Below are 25,067 nucleotides of genomic sequence, written 5' to 3'. Positions count from 1 at the left end.
GCAAACCGGTGGCTTTTTTGTGTCGTACACTCTGGTATCGTCTAGATTACTCACTAGTCGTCGGCGTGGCACCGCTGACACTACCTTAGCTTGGAGGAGACCTCATGAACCGCTCGACTATCTTCATCGCCGCGGGCTTATCAGTACTGGCAGCGTCCCCAGTATGGTCTGACCAGACGTTCTCATCCAACAAAACCGATTTCCGGATAGAAACCGTCGCCCAGGGCCTTGAGCACCCCTGGAGCCTGGCTTTCCTGCCCGACGGCACCATGCTGGTCACCGAACGTGAGGGTCGGCTTCGCCAGATTGAAAACGGCAATCTTGTGCGAGAGCCGGTGAAGGGATTGCCGGAGCTGGTTGCCTCCGGCCAGGGCGGCCTTCTGGATGTGGTGCTGCACCCGCAGTTCACCGACAATCAGACCCTGTTTCTGAGTTACGCACACCGCAACAGTGACGGCATGACTACCCGGGTTGCCCGTGCCACCTACAACGGCGAAGCGCTTGAGAAGGTTGAAGTGATTTTTGAAGCTTTACCCCGCTCCAGCAATGGCAGGCACTTTGCGGGCAGGATGGTTTTTGACCGGAGCGGCCATCTCTACGTGGCCATCGGTGACCGGGGTGAAATGGACAGAGCCCAGGACAATCGGGACGATGCCGGTGGTGTTCATCGCATTTCCACCAACGGTGACGCAACTCCAGACAACCCTTTTATAGATGATTCCCGCACCAACAACACCTTCTACACCTACGGCAACCGCAACATCCAGGGCATGACCCTGCACCCGGACACCGGTGAAGTCTGGAGCCATGAACATGGCCCCCGGGGTGGTGACGAGATTAACATTATCAGGGCGGGGAATGACTACGGCTGGCCGAAGGTCACCTACGGCATCGACTACTCCGGCATCCCCATCTCAGACAAGACCACTATGGACGGTGTAACCGATCCACTGCACTACTGGGATCCGTCCATTGCCCCCTCTGGCATGGCATTTTATACCGGCGACCTTTTCCCCGAATGGCAGGGGGATTTGTTTGTCGGTGCCCTGAGGAGTCAAAAACTGGTGCGTCTGACCATTAACAACGAACAAGTGATTGAGGAAGAAGATCTGCTCACCAATCTCGGTGAGCGAATCCGGGATGTGCGCATGGGGCCGGATGGCGCCCTGTGGCTGCTGACCGATTCACGCCAGGGCAAGGTGTACCGGGTGGTGCCGGCCGAGTGATCAGTGCGGATCGTTGGTGCGTTCGGTTTTCTCGAACTGGGGCAGGTTGTCGGTGATATCAAACCAGTCAGACTTTGACCCCACGTAGACGTGCTGGGCCGCCTTTTTTCCCAGGGGCTCGTTGATCACGCCCACACGCAGTCTCAGGATACCGGGGATGGCGTCAACACGGCTGTATAGCTGACTGCCACAACGGGGGCAGAAAGCCCGGTATTTGCCGGGCCGGGATTCGAATTCACGCACTTGATCCTGTCCGGCAACATACCGGAAGCGCACCGTCTGAACCGGCACACTGGCTGAGAAAGCACTGCCGTGCGCCCGACGGCACTGGCTGCAATGGCACAGGGCAACCGGGCCAAGTGGGCCATCGTATTCAAACTGGATATCACCACAAAGGCATTGGCCGGTGTACATCACGCGCTCCCGATTCTGGCTCACAAACTATGGGCGCTGATCATACCGTGTCGGGCCCGGAATGCCACCCCGGGCCAGCCATTGCGTGACTCTCAGCCGCCGTACTGACTGTTCAGGTAAGCCATGATCCGGCCTGATTCAAACAGCTGCTGGCCAGTATTGGGGTCTTCCAGGTAAGGCACCTGAACACGGCCGTGTTGCTGAAAAAACGCATCCCGCTTGCCGCCCGGTATGGGCCTGTACTCGCCTGGCTTTAAACGTTGTTTGGCCGGGCCGATTTCGGTCCAGTGCTCCTTGCCCAAGTTATGCAGTGTGTAGGGAATCTCCAACTCGCACAATCTTTCCCGCACCAGACGCGAATACGGGCTACCCTCAAAACTCCAAAGGTGCAGCCCCTGCTCCGGGCGGCTACCAGAGGTGGCACGCAAGCCGCGCAGTTCACTGGCGGCCGATCCGATTGAATTTAAAGCTGGCTGCCAGGCTTTGGACTGATAGTAGCCGGGCACAGACCGACCGGCATACTGACTGAACAGGTACGCAACAATATCCTCAGATTCGTAGATCACCTTGTTGGTGTTCTGATCCACCAACAACGGAAACTGCTGTTTGCCGCCCAGGGCCTCGGCTTCCGGGCGGAAGAAACGGCCGCCTTTGGGGCAGGGTCGTATTTCCACATCCAGGTGCAGCGCGGTCAGCACTTCCCGCACACGGCGACAGTAGGGGCAGGCTTCCATATCATACAGAATGATAGGTTTCTCCGGCTGCGGAATAGCCTTGATCACCAGGCATCCACGCCAGGCAGCAAAGGAAGAGGTTGCCACGGATTCCAGTACGTTCACCTGATGTCTGATCGCTTTGAGCATATTGTTCCCTTTGTTCGTTGTATTCGGTTCACGGGCTCTGGGGCGGCATTGTCTCACAATCGCTGTCTGCCCCATTGGCCTGGGTGTCAGCAAGGTCCGGTCAAAGCTAACCCCATGATTCTGAAAGGCACTTACGTGCTGTCACAAAAACTCAATATAAACAACGACTCTACTGCCATTTTTTAACGTCATGTATAGCTTTTCTGCATAGTACAAAACCACGGGATGAGCTATTGTACAAAGAGAACATAACAACGGGCTGGTGTGATGCTGATTCAGGGTTTGCAGGCGAGGACCTGCGCTTCAAGGTGTGTAACCTCACCCAAGCGGCTGGTATTGGCCATTGCGGCTGCCTGCACCATGGCAAGCACGCCGGCCCTGGCCCAGGAAAGCAATACCGCTGCCGCAGCCTTTGCGGAATCCCGTCTCTGGGCCAGTCAGATCAAAGACTACGCAAACAAGTCCCTGAATAGCGAGCAGGCCCTCAGTGTTGCAGCCATTCCCCTTAACGGGCCGGGCATTGAGCAGTATGTGAACGCTGACGAACTGATGAGCCCTGGCTCCATCATGAAACTGGTCACCACCTACGCCGCTCTGGAATTGTTGGGCCCGACTCATCACTGGAATACCGACTTCCTGACCGACGGTACCATGGTTGGCGATACCCTGCAGGGCAACCTGTATGTGCGTTTCGGTGGCGACCCCAAACTCACCTTTGAGCGACTTTGGGGTACCCTTCGGGAACTGCGCAGCATGGGTATTAACCGGATTGAAGGCGATCTGGTTCTGGATGGCAGTTATTTTCGGGTGGATGGTGGTTTCCCTGCCTTTGAAGACAACGGCAACAATCCCCACGCGCCGTTTCTGGTGGAGCCCTCCGCTTACCTGACCAACCTTAACCTGTTGCATTTTCAGGTGCGCGCAGATGAACGGGGTACCCAGGCTTGGACTACGCCCGATCTTGGTGAAGTCACCATTGATAACCGGGTAACCGCCCTGCCGGAAGGCCCCTGCCCCGCTCGCAGCCGCTTTGACTGGAAACCGGTGTTCCATAACGATCACAGGGTAACCGTTCAGGTTACCGGCGAACTTCCGCAGGGTTGCCGGACCACAACCTATCTGTCTTTGCTGCCCCATGAGCGCTATTCCGCCTCCCTGATCCGTTCCGTGCTGTCTGAAATGGGCGTGATTGTCAGTGGCGGCGATCGCTTCGAGACTACACCGGATGAAGCACGCTTGGTTATGCGCACCACCTCACCAGACCTCGTAACCATGGTGCGGGACATCAACAAGTGGAGCAGTAACGTCATGGCCCGGCAAATGCTGCTGACCATTGGCGCCGAATTTCGCAAGGATGATGAACAGGATGACCGGGTGGCGGGCATCCGCGCCATCTATGACTGGCTAGAAGGGCTTGGCATCAATACGGCGGGCATGGTGATTGATAATGGCGCAGGACTGACACGCCACGGCCGGATTACCGCGCGCCAGGGCGCCCAGATTTTGCAGCACGCCTGGAACAGTCCCTATTCTTCAGACTTGATGGCCTCCATGCCGATCATTGCGATGGATGGCACCATGTCCCGGCGCCTGAGAAATACCGGCATGGACGGCCAGGGCCGGATCAAAACCGGCTACCTTGAGCATGTGCGCTCCATCGCCGGCTTTACTCGTGATGACAGGAACACCACCTGGGCCATCGTCGGCATGGTCAATAACAACCCGGCATGGAATGGCCAGGCGGTGCTGGATCGCGTGCTTTACTCCCTGCATTTCCGGCCACCGGTCGGAACGTCCCTGTCCCAGTCACCGGCTGATGGCTCGGGGCCTTCCATCCAGTAAGGCACCGGCCAGTAAAAGCCTGAACCTACCGGGATACCCCGGCCATGTCAGGCAGCTTGTGCGCGATGCCCTTGTGGCAATCGATGCAGGTTTGCTCGCCGTCTGCCAATGCCGTTGAGTGCGCCTGGGACGCCCTTGGATCCTGCAGCGTGAAGTCCATCGAATCGAACTCATGGCAATTACGACACTCAAGGGAATCGTTGGCTTTCAGCCGCTGCCACTCCCGCTCCGCCAGCTCACGTCGCTTGGCCTCGAATTTCTCCGGGGTGTTGATGGAGCCAAATATCCAACCCCAGACTTCTTTCGAGGCTTCCATCTTTCGGCCAATCTTGTGAGTCCAGCCGTGGGGCACGTGGCAATCTGAACATTCGGCACGTACACCTGATCGGTTAGTGTAATGGATGGTTGTTTTCAGCTCCTGATACGGGTTGCTGTACATCTCATGACACCCTATGCAGAACTGCTCGGTGTTGGTCACTTCCAGCGCCGTGTTGAAACCACCCCAGAAGATGATCCCGGCAATAAAGCCGCTGAGCGTCAGGAAACCGAGGCTGTAGTGCACACTGGGCTTGCGCAACAGATTCCAGTAGAGCTTCAGCCGTTTCATCATCAGCGATCTCCTCTGTTGGAGGCACGGATCACTTCATCCACGGCTTTGAAATCTGACTCCACCAGCGGCTGGGCATCGGTTTGGGGCACATGGCACTGGGTACAGAAATAGCGCCCCGGCGTTACCTCAGCCCGCACCTGAAAGTGACGATCCATAAAGTGAGTCACGCTCACCATGGGCGCACCCGCCTGCACGGCTGCCTCGCGGCTGTGGCAATCCAGGCAACGGTTGAAGTTCTTGTCTACCTGATAGTCGCGGATGGCATGGGGAATCACCGGCGGTTGCTCCGGATAGTTACGCACTTCCCGTTTCACCTCTCTGGGATCACCGGCGATAGGCGGTGCGGGCAGATCTTGTCCGAGAGTTCCGCCTTTGCGCAGTCCATCCGGTGAAGAGGGTGACAAATGATCGCTCTCGGCATACGCCAGGAAGGCCAGGGAGGCGGCCAGAAAAAATACAAGCGTTCTCATGGTGACGTCTCCTCAAGCCAGGTTAACCAGTTCCAGACGGACAGCGCACTTCTTGAAGTCGGTCTGTTTGGAAATGGGGTCAGTTGCGTCCAGCGTGACCTTGTTGATCAGCTTTCCGGCATCAAAGAAAGGCACATACACCATGCCCTTGGGCATACGAACACGGCCACGGGTTTCCACCCGAACCCGGACTTCTCCCCGGCGGCTGATCACCTTCACCTCACTGCCGCGCCGCCAGCCCCTGTCACGGGCATCATCGGCGTTCATGTACAACAGCGCATCCGGTACTGCCTTGTGCAGCTCGGACACACGGCGGGTCATCGAACCAGTGTGCCAGTGCTCCAATACCCGGCCAGTGCACAGCCAGAACGGGTATTCGTCGTCCGGAGATTCCGCAGGCGGCTCATGGGGTACCGCGAAGATTCGTGCCCGGTTGTCCGGGTTGCCGTAAAACTGGAAACCACTGCCCTCCGCCACGTATGGGTCTGACCCTTCGCGATAGCGCCACAGGGTTTCCTTGCCGTCAACGACTGGCCATCTCAGGCCGCGGGTGGCGTGGTAGGTCTCGAAATCGGCCAGGTCTTTGCCTTTGCCGGCACCAAACTGGCGGTACTCCTCGAAAATGCCCTTCTGGATGTAGAAACCAAAGTCTTTCGACTCCTGGTTCTCATATTCCGGATGCAGGTCGTCCAGTGGATAACGGTCCACATTGCCGTTGCGGAATAGCACGTCAAACAGGGTTTTGTCCCGCGTTTCGGGTGCCTTGGCAATCAGATCCTCTGGCCACACATCGGCCACTTTGATTCGCTGAGACAGGGCCACGGTTTGCCAGAGGTCTGAGCGGGCGTCTCCTGGTGCGTTCACAAGCTGGCGCCAGAGCTGAGTCCGGCGCTCAGCGTTACCAAACGCCCCTTCTTTTTCAACCCAACCGGCGGCGGGCAGAATCAGGTCTGCGGCCTGCGCCGAAACCGTGGGATAAATGTCGGAGACAATGATAAAGGTGTCGGGATTACGCCAGCCCGGCAGGGTTTCCTGCATGGTATTGGGACCAGCCTGGATATTGTTGGTGACCTGGGTCCAGTACACCTTCAGTTTGCTGTCTTTCAGCATCCGGCTTTGCAGCACTGCGTGATAACCTGGCTTGGCCGGGATGGTGCCCTCCGGCAGTTTCCAGATTTTCTCGGCCTTGGCCCGATGCTCCGGATTAGCCACCACCATATCGGCTGGCAGGCGATGGGCGAAGGTGCCTACTTCACGGGCGGTACCGCAAGCGGAAGGCTGACCAGTCAGCGAGAACGGGCTGTTGCCCGGGGTGGCAATCTTGCCTGTCAGCAAGTGGATGTTATAGATCAGGTTGTTCACCCAAACGCCGCGGGTATGCTGGTTTACGCCCATGGTCCAGAAGGTGGTGACACGCTTGTCCGGATCAGCATATAGCTTTGCCAGGCGTTCGAGCCGTGTTTCAGAGACGCCGGAGATCTCGGCGGCCTTCTTCACATCGTACTCACGGACATGCCGGGCAAAATCCTCAAACGACATGTCTTCCCAGTCGTTGGCATTATTGGCGTTCTTGGCATTCTGCTCGCGCGGGTCTTCCGGCCTCAGACCGTAGCCAATGTCGTCTGCGCCACGCACAAACCGGGTATGTTTACTGACGAAATCCCGGTTCACCGCGTTGCTCTGGATGATGTAATTGGCAATGTAGTTCAGAATTGCCACATCGGCGTGGGGCTCCATCACCATCGGCAGGTCGGCCAGATCAAAGCAGCGATGTTCGTAGGTTGAGAGCACGGCCACTTCGGTACCGGGATGGGACAAGCGACGGTCCGTTACCCGAGTCCAGAGGATCGGGTGCATTTCCGCCATGTTGGCGCCCCAAAGCACGAAGGCATCAGCGCTTTCGATGTCGTCATAGACCCCCATCGGCTCATCGGACCCAAAGGTCCGCATGAAGCCTGCCACCGCCGATGCCATACAATGGCGGGCATTAGGATCGATATTGTTGGAGCGGAAGCCGGCCTTGAACAGCTTGCTCGCCGCGTAACCTTCCCAGATGGTCCACTGGCCGGAACCAAACATGCCAACGCTTTCCGGTCCGTGCTCCTTGATGGCACTGGTGAATTTTTCTGCCATCACATCCAGGGCTTCGTCCCAGCTGACCTCCTGAAAATCGCCCTCTTTGTGAAATTTACCGTCGCGTTTACGCAGCAAGGGCTTGGTCAGCCGGTCGCGACCGTACAGAATCTTCGACAGAAAGTAGCCCTTCACACAGTTCAGACCACGGTTCACTTCCGATTGCGTGTCGCCATGGGTCGCCACAATCTGGTTGTCCCTGGTTGCGACCATCACACTGCAACCGGTGCCACAAAAACGACAGGGCGCCTTGCTCCACTTGAGCTCAGTGAGCTCAGCATTCGTGATCAGATTACTGGCCGCCGCCGGTATCGACAGGCCGGCAGCAGATGCCGCCATGGCCAGCGCATTGGCTTTTGCGAATTCACGTCGTGTCAGGTTCATGACATTGCTTCCTGTTGTTCTGTTTCTGACTGTCCTGTAGCAATCAACTGTTGCCTCGCCTCTTCGGGCGACATCACTTCGTGGTAAACCAGAATGCATTCCAGAACGCCTGGCGCACTCTCAATCAACTCCATGGCACCGAGCAAATCCTGATGGCTACTACCCTCTGCCAGAACCACCAGTTTCCCAATCGGGTCTCGAGTGCCCTCCTCCAGGCCCGGCGTTTGCTCAAGCAGTTCAAGAACAGCATCCAGAGACTCCGGGCGCACGTGTACCAGAAAACTGGCAATGTGAATTTCGGCTTTCTGCGAATCAGGCATGGGCTGGCTCTCTCTGTTCCTGAGTAATCAGACTGATGGCATCTTCAGGGCACACGGCGACGCAGGCACCGCATCCGGTACACTCGTCTTCGGCAATCTCCGGGACGGCGACATGAGCAAGCCTGGGTGGAAATCGGATGGCCATTGGCTCGCAGGCGTCGCGGCAGGTCTGGCAATGGATATTGGCTTTGGCAAGGCAGTTATCCTGCACCTGGGCACGCCAGGGGAATGCCTCACGGGCCAGGTCAAACACCGGTTCCGGGCAGGACCTGGCGCATTCCCCACACAATGTGCAGCCTTCGCCGGTAAAGCGGATTTGCGGAAAACCGCCATCACCACGAAACAGCACGTCTTCCGGGCAGGCCTCAATGCAGCGATCGCAACGGGTGCACTGGTCAGTGATGGCCTGGCTTGTCCAGGGCGCTCGCCACTTCGACGCAACCGCTCTGCCGCCGCGCAGAAAAAGCCGGCGGGACTCGTTCACAGCCATGTTCGCCCCTATCCCCCGGGTGGCCCCGGCGGGCCCATGAATACCTGGGACATCCAGACCAGGAAGCCGTAGCCGCCCACCACGGCAACGGCCAGGATGGGAAACAGGAAGACGATGATGAAGACAAATAACCGGAATTCGCTGCTCTTGCGCTGCTCCGGCGTCAGTTGTTGGAGGTCGTCCATAAACCCGCCTTTTTTATGTGTGTATTCATTACCCTAGTCAAACAGAGCAAACTTGGCAAAAATCAAATTTGGTATTTCTTTGGGGGTATAGACAAAAAAGCCCCGGACGGGGCCGGGGCTTTCATCTGGGTCCTGGAGGCAGGAATCAGGTCGCTGGCGGCACGAAATCGTCCAGCAGCGTCAGACCAGCTGTATTCTCGGTATCTTCAGGAGCGAGACGAGCAACTGCCGTATAAACTCCACCGGCTGCGAGACTGATTTCACCGGAACGGAAGAGCACCTCGGTGCCATCGGCGGAGGTGATAAACACGACATAATCACCGGCCGGCACTCCAAGATAGCCCGACGAGTCACCATAGGCGAAGTCATCCAGTGCCGGCATGGCATTGCCCTGATTGGTACCGGCATCCGCCGCAGGAACCAGGAATACATCCACCAGCGGTGCTTCTACCGCGCCGTGGATAACCCGGAGGCGAGCCTCTGTGGCAATACGGCGGTTGTCGTCTGCAAAGGCCAGGGCTTCGAGTGTTCCCGCCCCTACAGAACCGGCTGCCAGAATGGTCAGAAGGCTGCCGTTACCGAGGGGCAGGTCTTCATCCAACACAGTAGCCAGGTCGCCAGTTGCTGTCACCGCGACGCGGTTATCGCCGGTCTCCAGTCCCACATACTCTCCCAGTCTGGCGAAAGTCGGCACTGTCTCGCCAAAAGCTACGTCGGAAGCTGCAGCTGAGCCGTCAGGATCTTCGTTCAGATAAATATCAACATTAGGTGCATCTGAAGAGTTGTGAACCGCGCGAATGCCTGCTCCAGTGTCCTTGTCCAGAATTTCAGACGTCTCGCTGCCATTAATCACTAGCAGGCTGACCGGAGACTCGCCGTACACCGTGTTATCGATAGCGGCAATCAACAGATCAGAGCCTGCAGGCAATTCGACGGCACCGCTGTCATACACCACATCGGTGCTGCCCTCGGCGGTCACACGGATCTGGTAGGTTCCGGCGTCCAGCTCCAGCGGCCCAACGGAATCACGGAATGCAAAACTGAAAGCGGGTTCTGCTGGCAGGTCGGCGCCATCAGCGGTCACATAAACAGACACAGCCGGCACCAGACTGTCAGCCGCTGGTGACAGGTGGGCCACCCTCAAGCGAGCCGAGTTCGGATCATCCCGCTGGCCATCGTCTGTCAGCACCACCGGCTCGATGTCGCTGCCGCCAACGGTACCGGTCGCAATAATATCGTATCGGGTGTTTGCCTCAAACCGGGTGCTTCCGACCTCGATGACGGTCAACTGATCGCCTGTTGGTAAGAGCGCATCAACATCAACTGAATAATTGCCGCGATTTGGCCGCAAGGTCGCAGCCTGCTTGAAGTCCGCACCGGTAACCAGCGCCTCGCCATTGAAACTGACGTTAACAGAAGGGGCGTCGGATACGGCATGAACAACCCGAACATCGGTTCTTGGAGTACTGCTCGAACCATCAAAACAACCAGAAAGCAAAACGCTGCCGGCCATCAAAACCGGTAAAGCCACTATCGTTTTCATTGTCGCTGTTCCTCACTGTACAAAGCTTGACGATCGGTTTATTTGGTTCGAACCTGCATCAGTTCAGTCCCTGACTAATGCGTCAAAGCAATCTACGGGGAGGGTAAAAAAACGGATTCACAGTTTTTTACATTCGAGCTCACGAATGTGAGCTGAATACAATTTTCTCTATGCTGGCAGGCACTCAGAAACGATCCTCTACACGCGTCATTTTATCGGAAGACATGACACCTCCTCGGCAATTGTGAGCGAACAGCATCTGAAATTTTCGCCAATCCGTACCTAGACTAAAGTGATTAGCGCGCAGATAGGCGATCGCAACATCATAATAGGGATGTAAAGTTTTACCACCGAGAGACAGGCACCATGGATCAGCGGCACCGCACGAAAACCCTGAAGCTGACAACGCTTTCCCTTGTCGCCCTGTTCGTCCTGGCTGGCTGCAGCTCTACCCGCATGGCCTATCGCTATGCGGACTGGGGTGTGGTTTGGTGGGTAGAAGATTATGTCACCCTGAGCCGGGCGCAGAAACAGCAGCTGAACCAGGACTTGGACAGCCTGCGCCAGTGGCATTGCTCAACGGAGCTACCCCGCTACCGCGCCTGGCTGGACGAACTTGAGGCCGACATAGCCGATGGCGCACCGGATATCGACACCATTGAGTATCACCAACAACAACTACTGGTCTTTGTACCGGATTTGTTGGATAGAGCCGTACCAGTGGCTGTGAATCTGCTGGCCAGCCTGTCTGATGACCAGGTGACCGAGCTGGCCAGGAACATGGCAGAAGATCAGGCTGAGCTTGAACAGGAAATGCTGGCAGGCGACCCGCAACAAACTGCCAAGGCGCGGGCAGAGCGAACCGCCAAACGGGTTGAACGGTGGCTGGGCAGCCTGAATGGGCAGCAGCAGGCTCTGGTTGAAGAGTGGTCTGCCGATCGCGGTCAACAAACAGAAATCTGGCTCCAGGGCCGTAAGAACTGGCAACAGACCCTGCTGGAGACCATGGAAGGCCGGGACCAGCCCGGTTTTGATGAGGCCATCCGCGAACTGGTGATTAACTCCGAAAACGCCCGAGGTCCCGAATACCAAGCAATGATGAGGGAAAGCCAGCAGGCCATGGCGAACCTGATGTATGCGTTGATCAAGGCTGGCGACCAACAGCACCGGGAGCACCTACAGGCCCGGGCAAGCAAATTGAACCAGGACTTCACCGCCCTGACCTGCTCCTGATCTGGCCAGCTAACCACCAGACACAAAAAAGGGCCGAAGCTAACGAACTCTCCGGCCCTTTTTCGTTTCGGCGGATATTAAACCGTCAGGTAACCACCATCAGCATTAATGCAGGCACCGGTGGTGTAGCTGGAAGCGTTGGACACCAGGTACAGCACGGTACCGGCCATTTCGTCCGGATCTGCCACCCGCTTCATGGGAATGTGAGCCATGGCCTGTTTCTTGATAGCCTCGTTGGTGGTCAGGGCGCTGGCGAACTTGGTGTCGGTCAGGCCCGGCAGCAGGGCATTCACCCGCACGTTCTGCTGGCCAAGCTCCATAGCGAAGGATTTAGTCATGGAAATCACCGCCGCCTTGGTCACCGAATAGATGCCCTGGAAGTGACCGGGGTTCACACCGTTCACCGAGGCCACGTTAACAATGGAGCCGCCACCGTTTTTCTTCATCAGCTGGGCGCCACGGGCACACATGAAGAAGTAGCCACGGATGTTCACGTCCACGGTTTTGTGAAAAGCGCTCAGGTCGGTATCTTCCACCGGGCCAAAATACGGGTTGGCGGCGGCGTTGTTTACCAGGATATCCAGCTTGCCGTGCTCTTTTGCAATATGCTCCCACACCGCTTCAATCTGGTCCATCTCGCCGATGTGGCAGGCGAAGGCTTCGGCGCTTCCACCATCGGCACGGATGCGGCTGGCCACGGCTTCACAACCGTCAATCTTGCGGCTGCTGACGATCACGTGGGCGCCGTAGTGGGCCAGCGTGCGGGCGATGCTCTCGCCGATGCCACGGCTGGCACCGGTTACCAGGGCGACTTTGCCAGTCAGGTCGAACAGGTTTACGTTGCTCATGGATTTCCCTCAGATTATCGGAATGTCACCAGGGCGGGGTCTTCCGCTTCCAGGTGGCTATAGTTGTTGAATACGGCCAGGCTGCGCCGGGGGCCGGAATACAGAATGCGGGACACGCTGGTGTTGGCAATCACGTTGTTCATCTCCAGCGCCTTGTGGTCGGACAACTCCAGCAGGTGCTGGGCAATCACTGCAATGGGCCCGCCGGAGGTTGAGACAATGACATCGGCACCGTCCGCCAGCTCAATCAGTTGATTCAGCGCACTGCTCACCCGCTGCCGGAAACCCTGCCAGGATTCCGCGTATTCGTGGTCATACTCGCCACTCACCCAGCGGGCGACCGCTTTTTCAAAGGCCTGCTGAAATGCCCTTGCCGGCTTCGGGAAACTGGCCAGGTCCCGGGCCATCACCTGTTTGTCCGCCCATTCCGGGCGCAGGCGCTCCACCACTTCAACGTGATCAAACTCGTTCAAGCCTTCCATCACCTGCATATCCGGCAGGCTTGCACCGTAACCGGTGGTGATCGCTTCCACGGTTTCCCGATGGCGCTGCAGGTTACCGCCAAAAATGGCGCCGGGCTCCACCTTGTCGGCCAACCAGCGACCCAGGATCCTGCCCTGCTCCCAGCCTCGCGGAGAGAGCTGGTCATAGTTCTCTTTGCCAAAACTGGCCTGGCCGTGGCGCACCAGATAAATCGTGGCCATTACAGCGAGCTCTCGCTGATCAGGCGCTGGCACCGTTTCTCCAGATAATTGGCAGCGTGGCCGAAGGCGGCAAAGCGCTTGTCTTTGGTCTGTCCATGATAGAAGCGGTAATAGATCTGCTGGACAATCACTGCCAATCGGAACAGACCGTAGATTTCGTAGAAATCGAACTTTTCAGACCGGAAGCCGGATTTCTCCATATAGTAGTCCACCACTTCCTTGCGGGTCAGCATGCCCGGCCGGTGGGTGGGTTGGCGCCGCAGCATCTGGAACGGGCCTTCGTCGTCCGCTTCAATCCAGTACGCCAGGCTGTTGCCCAGGTCCATCAGCGGGTCACCGATGGTGGCCATTTCCCAGTCCAGCACGCCAATCACTTCAAACGGGTTGTCCGGGTTCAGAACCACATTGTCGAAACGGAAATCGTTGTGGATGACAACCTGGGCGATGTCGTCCGGCATCTTGTCGTTCAGCCACGCCATCACTTGTTCAAAGTCACCGACATCCTCGGTGCGGGCCTTGCGGAAACGGTCGCTCCAGCCTCCAATCTGGCGCTGCACGTAGCCGGCACCCTTACCCAGTTTGTCCAGGCCGGCTGCCGTGGCATCCACGGTGTGCAGGTCCACCAGCTTGTCGATCACGTTCAGGCACAGCTTGCGGGTATCTTCCGCACTCAGCTCGAAATCCTTGGGGAAATCCTGGCGCAGGATGATGCCCTTGAGCCTCTCCATCACATAGAAATCACACCCCAGCACGCCGTGATCATCGCAGATGGCGACAATGTTGGGCACATAGGGGTAAACCGGCTTCAACGCGTCCATCACCCGCGCTTCCCGCAGCATGTCGTGGGCCGACTTGGCAATCTTGCCGAACGGTGGCCGGCGCAGTACGTAAGACTGCTCGCCGTAGTCCACCTGATAGGTCAGGTTGGAGGCGCCGCCGGGATACTGCTTGATACTCGGCTGCCCTTCCAGGCCGGGAATGGCCTGTTTCATGAACTGGTCGACGGCGCTGATATCCAGCTCTTCGCCTTCCCGGATGTCTACGGCCTGGTCGATCTGAGTCATTCAATCTCTCCTGTGATGTATTCAGGCGTTCGCCTTGCCACCCATCTTGCTCATCCAGCGCTTGGTTTCCTGGTGCATCAACCAGTCAAACGCCCAGGGCGCATGGCGCTTGAGCATCCACATCCGGCGCTCTTTGGCGTGGGGCAGTACCCAGAAGTCTTTGTCTTTCACGCTGCGGAAGATATCTTCGGCCACGTTTTCGGCGGTGATGTTGGACCGCTTCATCAGCTTGTTGACGTTCTGCTGGATGCCGGGAATATCCGACCGCATGGTGCTGGCCAGGTTGGTCTGGAAAAACGCCGGGCACACACAGCTGACGTGAATACCGGAATCCCGCAGCTCCTGGCTGAGGGTTTCAGACAGGGCAATCACCCCGGCCTTGGACACATTGTAGCTGTCCATCAGGGGCGCCAGCATAAGCCCGGCCATGGAGGCCACATTCACAAACGCGCCGGAACCCTGTTCCTTGAACAGCGGCGTAAAGGCTTTGCAGCCACGCACAACGCCCAGTACGTTGATATCGAGGATCCACTCCCAGTCGCCTATGGTGGTGTCTTCGATGGAGCCTGCGGAGGCAACGCCAGCGTTGTTGACGACAACGTCCACGCCGCCCCATTTCTGAACCAGGTCATCACGGACTTTCTCGAAGTCACTCAGGCGGCGAACGTCGCACTCAACGAAATAGCCCTCGCCGCCCGCGTTGTTCAGTTCCGCCTCAACGGCCACGCCCTGCTCCGGGTTAATGTCCCCAATGCAGACTTTCGCGCCTTCTTTGGCATACCGCAATGCAATCGCCCGACCCAGGCCACTGGCCCCGCCGGTTATAAATACTCGCTGTGTCATCTGTGTTTCTCTCCGTTATGTTTGGGAGTTCACTTTCTTTTTCATTAGAGTAAGAGCTGCTACCCGACATCAGCTCCCAAATGGTTGCGTTAGCCGTTCAGAATCCCCCGACCATGCCTGCAGGAGCAGGTGGGAGAAGCTTTATGAAACTGTGCGGAGCCAGGGATGGCGGAGCCCAAGCGCCACATGGATGTGCCGAAGGAGCGTGTTTCAGAAAGCTTCTCCCACCTGCTCCCGGCACCCAATGTTTGGATTAACGGCTCAGGACTTATACTTCCGGAGCTCCAACCGAGCCACCATCGCCCGATGAACTTCGTCCGGGCCATCGGCCAACCTTAGTACCCGAGCGTAACCGAACAATGCCGTCAGCGGGAAATCATCGTCACTGACACCAGCCCCACCGTGAACCTGAATCGCGTCATCCACAATCTGCTGCAGCATCGCCGGCACCACCGCCTTGATCATCGACACCTCCTGCAGCGCACCCATAATGCCCTTGGTATCCAACGCCCAGGCACACTTCAACGTCAACAAACGCGCCTGCTCAATGTTCATGCGGGCATTGGCGATGACATCCGGGTTGCCACCCAACTTGGCGATGGGACGGCCGAAGGCTTCGCGGGTCATGGCGCGCTTGATCATGAGCTCCAGGGTGCGCTCAGCGGCGCCGATGGCGCGCATGCAGTGGTGCACGCGGCCCGGCCCCAAACGTCCTTGAGCGATTTCGAAGCCTCGGCCGGGGCCGGCGATGATGGCGCTTTTGGGCAGGCGTACGTTGTCGAACAGTACCTGGCCGTGGCCGTATGGCTCATCGTAGGCGCCGAAGACCGGCAGCATGCGCTCGATGGTGATGCCCGGGGTGTCCAGTGGCACCAGCACCATGGAGTGGCGGCGGTGTTTCTGGGCGTCCGGGTCTGTCACGCCCATGAAGATACCCACTTTGCAGTCCGGATGGCCGATGCCAGTGCTCCACCATTTACGGCCGTTGAGCACCACTTCGTCACCTTCAACCATCGCGGTGGCTTCCATGTTGGTGGCGTCGGAGGAGGCAACCGCCGGTTCGGTCATGCAGAAGGCGGAGCGGATTTCGCCGCTCATCAATTTTGGCAGCCACTCGGCTTTCTGCTCTTCCGATCCGTAGTGGATCAGCACTTCCATGTTGCCGGTGTCTGGCGCGTTGCAGTTGAAGATTTCCGGGGCGATGAAGCTGCGGCCGGTTTCCTCGGCAATCAGGGCGTAGTCGGAGTTGAGCAGGCCACAGCCGTATTTGTCGTCCGGAAAGAACATGTTCCACAGGCCCTGGGCCTTGGCTTTTTCTTTCAGTTCTTTGATGATCGGCAACACCACCCAGCGGTTTTCCAGGGAGGCAAGCTCCTTGTGGTACTGCTCTTCAATGGGAAAGATCTCGTCACGCATGAACTGCTTCACGCGTTTGAGGTAATCCTGGCCTTTTTCGGAAATATTGAAATCCATGGTGCAGCTCCTCGCGCTTGCCTGCCCCAACCGGGGCGCACTTTTGTTCAGATGGAAAACAGTCTAGGAGCCAACGCGCTATTACGCGACTGAATTGTTCTTATCGTTTATCATTACCCTTACTTATTCCGAAACCGGACGCGCCTTATGGCCCTGAATCGACTGGACCTTAACCTGCTGCATGTTTTCGATACCATTTATCGGGAGGGCAGCCTGACCCGCGCCGCCAGGGCGCTGCACCTGACGCAGCCCGCGGTGAGCCATTCCCTGGCGCGGCTGCGGGATCACTTTGATGACCCATTGTTTACCCGCCAGGGTAACCAGATGGTGCCCACTCCGTTAGCACGCCGGTTTCTGGAGTCGATGCGGCCGGGGCTGAATCAGGTGCAAAGCGCGGTAAACCAGTTCCATGCCTTTGACCCAGCCAGTCAGCGCAAGACTTACACACTGGGGTTGCGGGATGTGCTGGAGTCTACCTTTCTGCCCCAGTTGATGGGCAAACTGGCACCCTACCCGGACATGGAGATTGTCTCCCAGCGGATACCAAGGCGGGATATGGAAACCCAGTTAGCCGCCGGCAAACTGGATTTCGCCATTGATGTATTGCTGCCGGTCAGCAATCAGACCAGCCATGAACTGCTTCGGCAGGACCGCCTGGTGGTGTTGGCGCGCAAGGGGCACCCGGCCATTAAAGACGGGCTGGATATGCCGGCGTACCTGAAGGCAAAACATGTACTGGTTTCGTCCCGTACCGAGGGCCCGGGTATTGAGGACTTTGAGCTGTCCCGGCACGGCGTGCAGCGCAGCATAAGGCTGCGTTGCCAGCACTATTATGCTGCCTGCCGGGTGGTGGAGAATTCCGACTTGCTGTTGACCATGCCGGAAACCTACGCACGGATCATTGCCGAGCGGGGGGAGATAGAAGTGATGAGCCCGCCGGCACAGATGCCCTCCATTGATGTGCATCTGTACTGGCACAAGGCTTATGAGCGGGAGCCTGCGCTGGTGTGGTTCCGGGACCTGCTACGCAGCCTGCCACAACATCAGTAGGCGCCTACCAGGGCAAGGAAGCCGAAGAAACCGGCAGCGGTAATGCCCAGGGAAAGCACTACAATTCCAAAACCCCACCAGATTGCGGCGGCGTCTGACACTGGCACGTCGTGGCCCCGCAAGGTGCGATAGAAAGCCCAGGGGCCGAGCACAAACGAGCCCACGACAGCAAACACCAGGCCAACTGCAATGCCGGCAAAGGTCCAAGTAGCCAGCACCATGGCCCGATCCGAACTCTGCTCTTTTACACCGTGGTGTTCCAGAAACTTTTTGCAGAAGAACCACAGCAGGGCAAACAGGGCAACCACAAAGACCAGGCCGCCAACAAGCGTAATAATCCGGTACAGCACAGAGTTATCCTTTACATTTAGGTGGTCAGTCCGGGAACACGGGCTCCGGCAGGCACTCAAACCCCGGCTTGGCGAACAGGTAGCCCTGATAGAGCGCAATTCCCTGGGAGCGCAGCCAGAAGTATTCCTCTTTGGTTTCTACGCCTTCCGCGATAATCCGACCACCAAGATGGCGCATCATGGTGATGATTCCAAGCACAACCGCCTGTTTATTGGAATCGTCATGAATATTCCGCACCAGCGCCATATCCAGCTTCAGGAGATCCGGCGGGCTCAGCATCATGATGTTGTAGCGGGAGTAACCGGCCCCGAAATCGTCAATCGCAGTGCTGAACCCCATCGATTGGTACGCCTCGATGATGGAGGACAGATGCTCTACGGAACTGAGATCCTCGTTTTCAATCATCTCGAAGATGATTTTCCGGGTATCAAAGTTGTAGGTTTTCGCCGCCGCCAGAGTGGTCCGGATGCAATATTCAGCCTTGTACACCGCGTTCGGCATGAAGTTGATGCTGAGAAGCGGCTGCATGTCGAGCTTGGCTGCCAGCTTGACCGCTTTGACCCGGCAAATCTGGTCAAACGCATAACGGTTGTTTTCATTGACCCTGGACAGCACCGACATGGCGCCCTCTCCTTCGGGGCCGCGCACCAGCGCCTCGTAGGCAAACACCGTTTTGTTGTCCGCGTCCACGATGGGCTGGAAAGCAAAACTGAACGCAAAATCCAGACCGTTCCCACAGGCACACTGCTCACAATGTGACTCATCAAATAGTACTTCGGGTTTATTCACACGGGCTCCGGAACAAAAAACAGATACATGTCACTTGAAGCTTAAAAGAATCAATTAGTTTCCACTATAGCTATCAACCAACGGGTCGTAAAACTTCGTCAATTAATTAAAGCCACCACCACTGGCATCTGCCAGCCCGAGGACTACACTGGGGTTGTTGTTCAAAACCCGCAAACACCGCACGTTAGGAGGCTCCGGAATGGCCCAGACCACTCGCATCGCAGTTACCCCCGGAGACGGCATCGGCCCGGAAGTTGTCGCCGAGGCAGTCCGCTGTCTGGAGACCCTGCGCGCGAAGCACAACCTGGCACTGGAATGGACCCGATTTCCCTGGCCATCCCATGCCTGGCACGAAGAGTACGGAGAATCCTGGCCGGAAGACGCGCTTACCCAGCTAAAGGCCTATGATGCCATCCTGCTGGGCGCCCTGGGCGATCCCGGCCCTATGGACGACACCAACCGGTACCTCCTGCCAGACAGCATTTCCCTGGCTCCCCTGCTGGACATGCGTAAAGGTTTCGACCAGTGGGTGTGTGAACGCCCTGCGCGACTGTTGCCCGGCGCCAGGCAGTACCTGAAAGATGATCGCGCCAAGGACATCGATATGCTGGTGATTCGCGAGAACAGTGAAGGCGAGTACGTCAGTCAGGGCGGGCGACTGCGTCAGGGCAAGCCAGACGAAGTGGCCACCCAGATGGAGGTCTTCACCCGCCGGGCCACCGAACGGATCATCCGTTACGGCTTTGAGCAGGCCCGCAAGCGGGCTGGTGAGCGGGTGCAGGAAGGCCGTACCCGCGCCTTCCGCACACTGGATGGCCGAAGCTGTGAAAGCCAGGTGTGCCTGGTGACCAAGCGTAATGCCTTACGTTACTGGGGTGACATGTACACCGAAGTCTTTGAGGAAGTCAGCCACGACTTTCCCGACGTGGCCACCCATCACGAGCTGGTAGACGCCGCCTGCATGAAGTTTGTTCAGTGCCCCTGGGCCTTTGATGTGGTGGTGGCCAGCAACCTGCAGGGCGATATCCTGACCGACCTGGCAGCCGTGCTTTCTGGCGGCATGGGCGTTGCGCCTTCCTGCAACCTCAACCCGACCGACCCGCACATGCCATCCATGTTTGAGCCCACCCATGGCAGCGCACCGGATATTGCCGGCCAGGGTATTGCAGACCCCACCGCCATGCTGTTTACCACGGCGCGCATGCTCGACTGGCTTGGCCGTAAAGACCCCAAACTGGCACAGGCCGGGAAGGAGCTGTTCGACGCAGTAGCCGCTGACCTTGCCGAACAGGGTAACCAGCAACGGGCTACCAGCCAGATTGGCGATGCCATTTGTAAACGCCTGCAGGCCTGACTAGTCTGCTAAAGAGGTATTTCATTCACTTCGGGAGGTGCCCATGACCGACCACAAAGGCAAATTGTCTCCCCTGCTCAAGCAGGCTACCGGCATTACTGCCGCCAAGGGCGAAGGCGCCTATATTATTGACCCCGAGGGCCGTCGGTATCTGGATTTCACCTCCGGCATCGGTGTCACCAGCACTGGCCATTGCCACCCGAAAGTGGTGGCCGCTGCCCAAAAACAGGTGGCTACCATGATTCACGCCCAGGCAACCACGGTGATGAACCCCAGGCTGCCGGAACTGGCGGAAAAACTCGGAGAGCTGACACCAGACCCTCTGAATGCCTTTTTCTTCTCCAACTCTGGCACCGAGGTGGCCGAGGGTGCGGTTCGACTGGTTCGCCAGGCCACCGGACGACCCAACGTGATTGTATTCCATGGCGGTTTCCATGGCCGCACCATGGGGTCATTGTCCATGACCACCTCCAGCGTTGCCCTTCGGGCCGGTGTCAGCCCGATGATGGGTGGCGTTGTGGTTGCCCCCTTTCCACACGCTTTTCACTATGGCTGGAGCCTGGATGAAGCCACCGACTTCTGCCTGCGGGAGCTGGACAGAATCTTCGTGACCTATTCCGCCCCTAAGGAAACCGCAGCCATGCTGATTGAGCCGGTTCAGGGTGAAGGCGGCTACGTACCCGCCAACGCCCGCTTCCTGAAGGGCCTTCGGGAACGGTGCGACAAACACGGTATCATGCTGGTGTTCGATGAAGTTCAGGCCGGCTTCGGCCGCAGCGGCAAGTTCTGGGCACATGAGCATTTTGGTGTCACCCCGGACGCCATCATGATCGCCAAGGGCCTGGCCAGCGGCTTCCCGATCTCTGCCCTGGCGGCTTCCGAGGAAACCATGTCCAAAGGCTGGCCCGGTTCACAGGGTGGCACCTACGGAGGCAATGCCGTGGCTGCGGCGGCGGCTATTGCTACCATTGATGTCATTCGCGAAGAAGGCCTGGTGGAGAATGCAGACCGCATGGGCAAACGCCTGTGGGACAACCTGCACGCCCTGAAAAAGGATTATCCGGAGATGGCCGATGTCCGGGGCAAAGGCCTGATGGTAGGAGTTGAAATGCGCCGGGGCGACTGCCCCGATGGCGAACGCGCCGGCAAGATCCTCAAGGAATGCGAAAACCGGGGGTTACTGATGCTGCGCTGCGGGCCTTACCAGGAAATCGTCCGATGGCTGCCGCCACTGATCGTCACCCAGAACCAGATTGATGAAGCGACCGGCATCTTCGAGGAGGCTCTGAAAGCCACCGCCTGAGACCCATTTCGAGAAACGAAAAGACCGGATGACATCCATCATTCGGCCTTTCTCACAGAACCTATCCTGGAACCGCGGCGGTATCATCTGTCGGCGGTGACAAACTCCAGGCGCCCGGGAGCAACCCGGATATCCACGGGTACAATGCCCAGCATCCGCTGGGCAAAGTCTTCTTCATTGAGGCGATACACCGGCATGGTTTCCAGCATCTGGGCCACCACCCGCATCACGTTGTCCGTGACCGGCGCCAGGTCGCCCTTGAAAAAGGGTGAATCAATGGAGCTCTCCAGAAGCTGGAGCCGGCGGATGTACACCGCTTTTTCCTGACTGTCATACACTGGTGCACCTTCAACCTTGAGCGCCAAGTCCACCGGCAGCTTGGCCATCAGTGCGTTCAAAGCCACCTGCCCCCGAAGATCAATCACCGCCACATCGCGACCATCCGGCCCCAGGGTAATATCTGCATCACTAAGACTCAGGCTGAGCGGCGATCCACTCTGCAAATGCTGCCGATCATAGTCGGCCACGGCCCGCTTGAGATGCCGCTCAATCTCGCCCTCGGAGATGGCATAAGGTGAAATGCTCGCACAACCACTGGCCAGTACCGCCAGCACCAGAACCGGGAACCAGGCCCGAACCTGCATGAATGTTTTCATTTTTCTTCCTCTGAAACCGAGCCCCCTATCCTGCGGCAGGCATGCCTTCCACGCAAGCCGTGTTGATTAACGATTGGTGAGGGAGTCAGTCGTTCTCAGCACGGGCCTGCACGGTTGGGGTCAGCCGTTCATCAAACGTTACGGTCAGCACGATGGGCTGACAGCACACCTGGCAATCCTCGACATACTCCTGTTCAGCCACCGAGGGGTCGACGCTGATTTCCAGCGTCTCCCAGCAGTAAGGGCATTGAACGAGAACTGAATCAAGCGCAGACATGCGAGCTCAGAACTGCTGCTTGGCCATCCAGGGGATGATCCGGTCGAACGCCTCTTCCATCCGCTCACAGGTCGTCGAGAAACTGAAGCGCAGGGCATTGGTGCAGTGCTCACCGAAGGCGTCACCCGGCACCACACATACCCCGGTTTCCTTCAGCATCCGGAGCGCCAGATCAGAACCATCCACATGGGGCGGCAAATCTGGAAAAGCGAAGAACGCGCCGCCGGGCTTGTAGCCGGTCAGATAGGGAGTCTGGTCGATCAGCTCCACAATCTTGTCCCGACGCTCGCGATAAATATCCACCATGTCGCGCACGCACTGCTGGTCTGCCGTCAGGGCAGCGACACCGGCAAACTGCGACGGTGTATTGGCCACCGAGGTGGTAAACATATGGTAGCGCCTTAGCGACTTGATTGCCGCCTGGCTGGAGATGACCCAACCAACCCGCAAACCCGCCATGCTGTAGGTCTTGGAGAAGCTGCTGATGCACATGATGTTATCCAGATCCATAGAACAGTTCAGGACGCTGGCAAAATCATCATCATCAAAGATCAGGTGGTCATAGACCTCATCTGCGTAAACCTGAATCCCGCGATAGGCGCACTCCTCGAGAATCGTCTCGACCGTACTGCGGGGATACACCGCTCCGGTCGGATTGTTGGGGTTATTCAGGATAAGGGCGAATGTCCGTGCCCCCATGGCCCGGATCACATCATCCGGGTCCAGCTGGTGGTTGTTCTCAGCCCGGGTGGGCACAAACTTCACCTCACCGCCGGTCATCCGGATAAGGGGTGCATAGAGCAGGAACGACGGGTCCGTCACGATAAACTGCCGACCGGGCGCCGAAGTCGCCGAAATGGCCAGGTACATGGCCTCGGTGGCACCGCTTGTCACCAGAATATTGTCGCGGGTGAGCTTGCGATTGTAGCGCTTGCCATAGTAATCCCGCAGGGCCACCAGCAGTTCCGGCAGGCCGGCATCCATGGTGTAGCCGGTTTGGCCGGCGTTCAGCGCGTCAATGTAGGCATCAATAATATGCTTTGGTGTTGGCAGGTCTGGCTGCCCTATCGACAGGTGAATCACATCCTTCATGGTGGATGCCATATTCACCAGCCGGCGAATCCCCGAAACAGGAATGGCCTGCATGGCCGGGTTCCAGCTGGCCTTGGTCTTGCGGTACTTCACTTTCCGCGGCTTGGTCTCGCCGGTATCCTTGTTCGCGGATTCCGCCATACGCACCTCCCGATAACAGGGTAAATAAAGACCTACCCCTGCAGGTTAGTCAGTAAAAATCAGCGGTACAAGGCCCGTGGGACTAAAGACTGAACAAACCCGCCGAGGCAATGGATCCGTCAAGCCAGGTTGACCCACACCCACTCGCCTACCAGACTACAACGATGGACTAAAACCAATCATTGCGATTCCTGCGGAGGTGAAATGACAGCGTCCAACAAACCGGTTGTCACTGTTCTGACAGCGCCTGGCGAGGCACCGCCTCCCGGCATCGAAGCCGTTCAGGCCAGGGCGGAAGTTCGCTTCGCCTGCGATGAACAGACACTCCGGGACACCCTGCCGGGCACCGATGTCATGATGGTGACCGATTTCCGGACTGAAGCTCTGGAAGCCGCCTGGCCAACCGCAGACCGGTTGAAATGGATTCACGCCACCAGTGCCGGTGTCGATGCACTCATGTTCCCGGCGCTGATCAAAGGCAACGTTACCGTGACCAATGCCCGGGGCATCTTCGACCGGACCATTGCGGAATATGTGCTGTGCAGCATTCTGATGTTCGCCAAGGATTTCCCCCGGTCCATCCGCTTACAACTGAAGCACGAGTGGAAGCATCGAGACACGGAGCGGGCCGAAGGCAAGCAGGTGCTGGTGGTGGGCGCCGGCTCCATCGGCCGCCAAATCGGCCGACTGGTTAACGCCGCAGGCATGCATGCCCATGGCATTGCCCGCACACCCCGACAGAAAGACCCGGACTTTGTAGCGGTGCACGGCAACGATGAATTGTATGACCAGCTGAGCCATGCGGACTTTGTGGTGATTGCCGCACCACTGACACCGCAAACCGAGGGACTGTTCGACAGCAAGGCGTTTGCGGCGATGAAGAAGTCGGCCAGGCTGATCAATATTGGCCGCGGGCCCATTGTGAAGACGGATGATCTGATCCAGGCGCTGGACGACGGCGAAATTGCCGGCGCGGCCCTGGATGTGTTCGAGGAGGAGCCGTTACCGGAGGATCATCCGCTCTGGGAGCGGGATAATGTGATCATGACGGCGCATATGGCGGGCGATTTCATCGGCTGGAAGCGGGCGCTGACGGACCAGTTCCTGGAGAACTTTGACCGCTGGCACAAGGGTGGCGAGCTGTTCAACCTTGTTAACAAGGAGCTTGGGTACGCCGGTTAACCTTTGTGATCGCCGCTCGGGTTCTTTGCCTTTTGGTTAAAGCCCGGAGCGGCTAACCGGTAGGGCTTTCCAAAACACGCTCCTTCGGCACATCCATGTGACGCTTCGGCTCCGCCATCCCTGGCTCCGCAGAGTTTTGGAAAGCCCTACCGGTCATCCGCTCCTACGAGCTAGCCGTTCGGGGTGCCTCCAGCTCGCTTTGGTTCGAATCCACCGATGCCGTCAGA

The 25,067-nt window shown here is 57.9% G+C and carries 26 protein-coding genes; 7 read left to right on the top strand and 19 right to left on the bottom strand.

Annotated elements, in window-relative coordinates; genetic code table 11:
• The first annotated feature begins 104 nt into the window (after positions 1–104).
• Complete coding sequence (locus ACNSOI_RS05230) at positions 105–1,226, top strand: PQQ-dependent sugar dehydrogenase (protein ID WP_286254242.1); 1,122 nt, start codon at positions 105–107, stop codon at positions 1,224–1,226.
• On the opposite strand, the gene ACNSOI_RS05225 is transcribed toward ACNSOI_RS05230, so the two are convergent.
• Together ACNSOI_RS05225 and ACNSOI_RS05220 are read right to left on the bottom strand one after the other, a co-directional pair.
• Positions 1,227–1,640 carry a GFA family protein gene (locus ACNSOI_RS05225; RefSeq protein ID WP_061333361.1) on the bottom strand — a complete coding sequence of 138 codons (414 nt, stop codon included), beginning with the start codon at positions 1,638–1,640 and terminating at the stop codon, positions 1,227–1,229.
• A 92-nt stretch (positions 1,641–1,732) separates the two neighbouring features.
• Positions 1,733–2,503 (bottom strand): glutathione S-transferase N-terminal domain-containing protein, encoded by a 771-nt coding sequence (locus ACNSOI_RS05220; RefSeq protein WP_106693583.1) that lies wholly within the window; start codon positions 2,501–2,503, stop codon positions 1,733–1,735.
• Positions 2,504–2,770: 267 nt separating this feature from the next.
• Here ACNSOI_RS05220 and dacB point away from each other — a divergent pair, with 267 nt between their 5' ends.
• Positions 2,771–4,345, top strand: coding sequence for a D-alanyl-D-alanine carboxypeptidase/D-alanyl-D-alanine-endopeptidase (gene dacB, locus ACNSOI_RS05215; RefSeq protein WP_396631692.1), 1,575 nt, complete (start codon positions 2,771–2,773; stop codon positions 4,343–4,345).
• Between the two features lie 25 nt (positions 4,346–4,370).
• On the opposite strand, the gene ACNSOI_RS05210 is transcribed toward dacB, so the two are convergent.
• The 7 genes from ACNSOI_RS05210 to ACNSOI_RS05180 form a co-directional block, all read right to left on the bottom strand.
• Positions 4,371–4,955: a NapC/NirT family cytochrome c gene (locus ACNSOI_RS05210; RefSeq protein WP_072677850.1), complete on the bottom strand. Its 585-nt coding sequence runs from the start codon at positions 4,953–4,955 to the stop codon at positions 4,371–4,373.
• Positions 4,955–5,425, bottom strand: coding sequence for a nitrate reductase cytochrome c-type subunit (locus ACNSOI_RS05205; protein ID WP_058090636.1), 471 nt, complete (start codon positions 5,423–5,425; stop codon positions 4,955–4,957). The genes ACNSOI_RS05210 and ACNSOI_RS05205 overlap by 1 nt, the downstream gene beginning before the upstream one ends.
• Before the next feature lie 12 nt (positions 5,426–5,437).
• Entirely contained in the window at positions 5,438–7,942 is a 2,505-nt protein-coding gene (gene napA, locus ACNSOI_RS05200; protein WP_420195268.1) for a nitrate reductase catalytic subunit NapA, read from the bottom strand.
• Positions 7,939–8,262: a chaperone NapD gene (locus ACNSOI_RS05195; protein ID WP_138437734.1), complete on the bottom strand. Its 324-nt coding sequence runs from the start codon at positions 8,260–8,262 to the stop codon at positions 7,939–7,941. The genes napA and ACNSOI_RS05195 overlap by 4 nt, the downstream gene beginning before the upstream one ends.
• Positions 8,255–8,752: a ferredoxin-type protein NapF gene (gene napF / locus ACNSOI_RS05190; protein WP_420195267.1), complete on the bottom strand. Its 498-nt coding sequence runs from the start codon at positions 8,750–8,752 to the stop codon at positions 8,255–8,257. The genes ACNSOI_RS05195 and napF overlap by 8 nt, the downstream gene beginning before the upstream one ends.
• 8 nt (positions 8,753–8,760) lie before the next feature.
• Positions 8,761–8,937, bottom strand: a complete 177-nt coding sequence (locus tag ACNSOI_RS05185) for a periplasmic nitrate reductase, NapE protein (protein ID WP_072677854.1) — start codon at positions 8,935–8,937, stop codon at positions 8,761–8,763.
• A 145-nt stretch (positions 8,938–9,082) separates the two neighbouring features.
• Positions 9,083–10,480 (bottom strand): DUF4397 domain-containing protein, encoded by a 1,398-nt coding sequence (locus tag ACNSOI_RS05180; protein WP_420195266.1) that lies wholly within the window; start codon positions 10,478–10,480, stop codon positions 9,083–9,085.
• Between the two features lie 366 nt (positions 10,481–10,846).
• On the opposite strand from ACNSOI_RS05180, the gene ACNSOI_RS05175 reads away from it, so the two are divergent.
• Complete coding sequence (locus tag ACNSOI_RS05175; RefSeq protein WP_420195265.1) at positions 10,847–11,713, top strand: DUF6279 family lipoprotein; 867 nt, start codon at positions 10,847–10,849, stop codon at positions 11,711–11,713.
• 77 nt (positions 11,714–11,790) lie between these two features.
• Here the strand turns inward: ACNSOI_RS05175 and ACNSOI_RS05170 are convergent, their stop codons facing one another.
• The 5 genes from ACNSOI_RS05170 to ACNSOI_RS05150 all read right to left on the bottom strand — a co-directional run bounded on the left by ACNSOI_RS05170 (position 11,791) and on the right by ACNSOI_RS05150 (position 16,645).
• On the bottom strand, positions 11,791–12,561 hold the full coding sequence (locus ACNSOI_RS05170; protein ID WP_420195264.1) for an SDR family oxidoreductase: 771 nt from the start codon (positions 12,559–12,561) through the stop codon (positions 11,791–11,793).
• Between the two features lie 14 nt (positions 12,562–12,575).
• Positions 12,576–13,265, bottom strand: a complete 690-nt coding sequence (locus ACNSOI_RS05165) for a histidine phosphatase family protein (protein WP_420195263.1) — start codon at positions 13,263–13,265, stop codon at positions 12,576–12,578.
• Positions 13,265–14,329 carry a phosphotransferase family protein gene (locus ACNSOI_RS05160; protein ID WP_420195262.1) on the bottom strand — a complete coding sequence of 355 codons (1,065 nt, stop codon included), beginning with the start codon at positions 14,327–14,329 and terminating at the stop codon, positions 13,265–13,267. Before ACNSOI_RS05160 ends, ACNSOI_RS05165 begins: the two co-directional genes overlap by 1 nt.
• A gap of 21 nt (positions 14,330–14,350) precedes the next feature.
• Entirely contained in the window at positions 14,351–15,172 is an 822-nt protein-coding gene (locus ACNSOI_RS05155; protein ID WP_138437741.1) for an SDR family oxidoreductase, read from the bottom strand.
• Positions 15,173–15,433: 261 nt separating this feature from the next.
• Entirely contained in the window at positions 15,434–16,645 is a 1,212-nt protein-coding gene (locus tag ACNSOI_RS05150; protein WP_106693561.1) for an acyl-CoA dehydrogenase family protein, read from the bottom strand.
• Positions 16,646–16,792: 147 nt separating this feature from the next.
• Between ACNSOI_RS05150 and ACNSOI_RS05145 the strand changes: the two genes are divergently transcribed.
• Positions 16,793–17,695 carry a LysR family transcriptional regulator gene (locus ACNSOI_RS05145; RefSeq protein ID WP_106693559.1) on the top strand — a complete coding sequence of 301 codons (903 nt, stop codon included), beginning with the start codon at positions 16,793–16,795 and terminating at the stop codon, positions 17,693–17,695.
• Here the strand turns inward: ACNSOI_RS05145 and ACNSOI_RS05140 are convergent.
• Together ACNSOI_RS05140 and ACNSOI_RS05135 are read right to left on the bottom strand one after the other, a co-directional pair.
• Positions 17,689–18,045: a hypothetical protein gene (locus ACNSOI_RS05140; protein WP_072677863.1), complete on the bottom strand. Its 357-nt coding sequence runs from the start codon at positions 18,043–18,045 to the stop codon at positions 17,689–17,691. The two genes, ACNSOI_RS05145 and ACNSOI_RS05140, sit on opposite strands and share 7 nt — an antisense overlap.
• A 25-nt stretch (positions 18,046–18,070) precedes the next feature.
• The gene (locus ACNSOI_RS05135) at positions 18,071–18,835 is read right to left on the bottom strand and encodes an EAL domain-containing protein (RefSeq protein ID WP_208622790.1); all 765 of its coding nucleotides are present in this window, start codon (positions 18,833–18,835) and stop codon (positions 18,071–18,073) included.
• Positions 18,836–19,034: 199 nt separating this feature from the next.
• Between ACNSOI_RS05135 and ACNSOI_RS05130 the strand changes: the two genes are divergently transcribed.
• Positions 19,035–20,189 (top strand): isocitrate/isopropylmalate dehydrogenase family protein, encoded by a 1,155-nt coding sequence (locus ACNSOI_RS05130; RefSeq protein ID WP_106693557.1) that lies wholly within the window; start codon positions 19,035–19,037, stop codon positions 20,187–20,189.
• A 43-nt stretch (positions 20,190–20,232) separates the two neighbouring features.
• Complete coding sequence (locus ACNSOI_RS05125) at positions 20,233–21,492, top strand: aspartate aminotransferase family protein (protein ID WP_058090647.1); 1,260 nt, start codon at positions 20,233–20,235, stop codon at positions 21,490–21,492.
• Positions 21,493–21,575: 83 nt separating this feature from the next.
• Here ACNSOI_RS05125 and ACNSOI_RS05120 read toward each other — a convergent pair whose 3' ends face one another.
• The 3 genes from ACNSOI_RS05120 to ACNSOI_RS05110 all read right to left on the bottom strand — a co-directional run bounded on the left by ACNSOI_RS05120 (position 21,576) and on the right by ACNSOI_RS05110 (position 23,658).
• A complete protein-coding gene (locus ACNSOI_RS05120; RefSeq protein WP_058090648.1) occupies positions 21,576–22,148 on the bottom strand; it encodes a DUF1439 domain-containing protein in 573 nt (190 codons plus the stop codon).
• A gap of 85 nt (positions 22,149–22,233) precedes the next feature.
• On the bottom strand, positions 22,234–22,425 hold the full coding sequence (locus ACNSOI_RS05115; protein WP_058090649.1) for a CPXCG motif-containing cysteine-rich protein: 192 nt from the start codon (positions 22,423–22,425) through the stop codon (positions 22,234–22,236).
• 6 nt (positions 22,426–22,431) lie between these two features.
• Positions 22,432–23,658: a pyridoxal phosphate-dependent aminotransferase gene (locus ACNSOI_RS05110; protein WP_058090650.1), complete on the bottom strand. Its 1,227-nt coding sequence runs from the start codon at positions 23,656–23,658 to the stop codon at positions 22,432–22,434.
• A gap of 204 nt (positions 23,659–23,862) precedes the next feature.
• Here ACNSOI_RS05110 and ACNSOI_RS05105 point away from each other — a divergent pair, with 204 nt between their 5' ends.
• A complete protein-coding gene (locus ACNSOI_RS05105) occupies positions 23,863–24,840 on the top strand; it encodes a D-2-hydroxyacid dehydrogenase (protein WP_286254204.1) in 978 nt (325 codons plus the stop codon).
• The last annotated feature ends 227 nt before the right edge of the window (positions 24,841–25,067 follow it).

The organism is Marinobacter sp. GH_1, from assembly GCF_048595985.1.
In the GTDB taxonomy this organism is placed as follows: Bacteria; Pseudomonadota; Gammaproteobacteria; order Pseudomonadales; family Oleiphilaceae; genus Marinobacter; species Marinobacter shengliensis.
The sequence above is the reverse complement of the archived record's forward strand: the minus strand, read 5'-3'. Positions and strand labels throughout refer to the sequence as shown.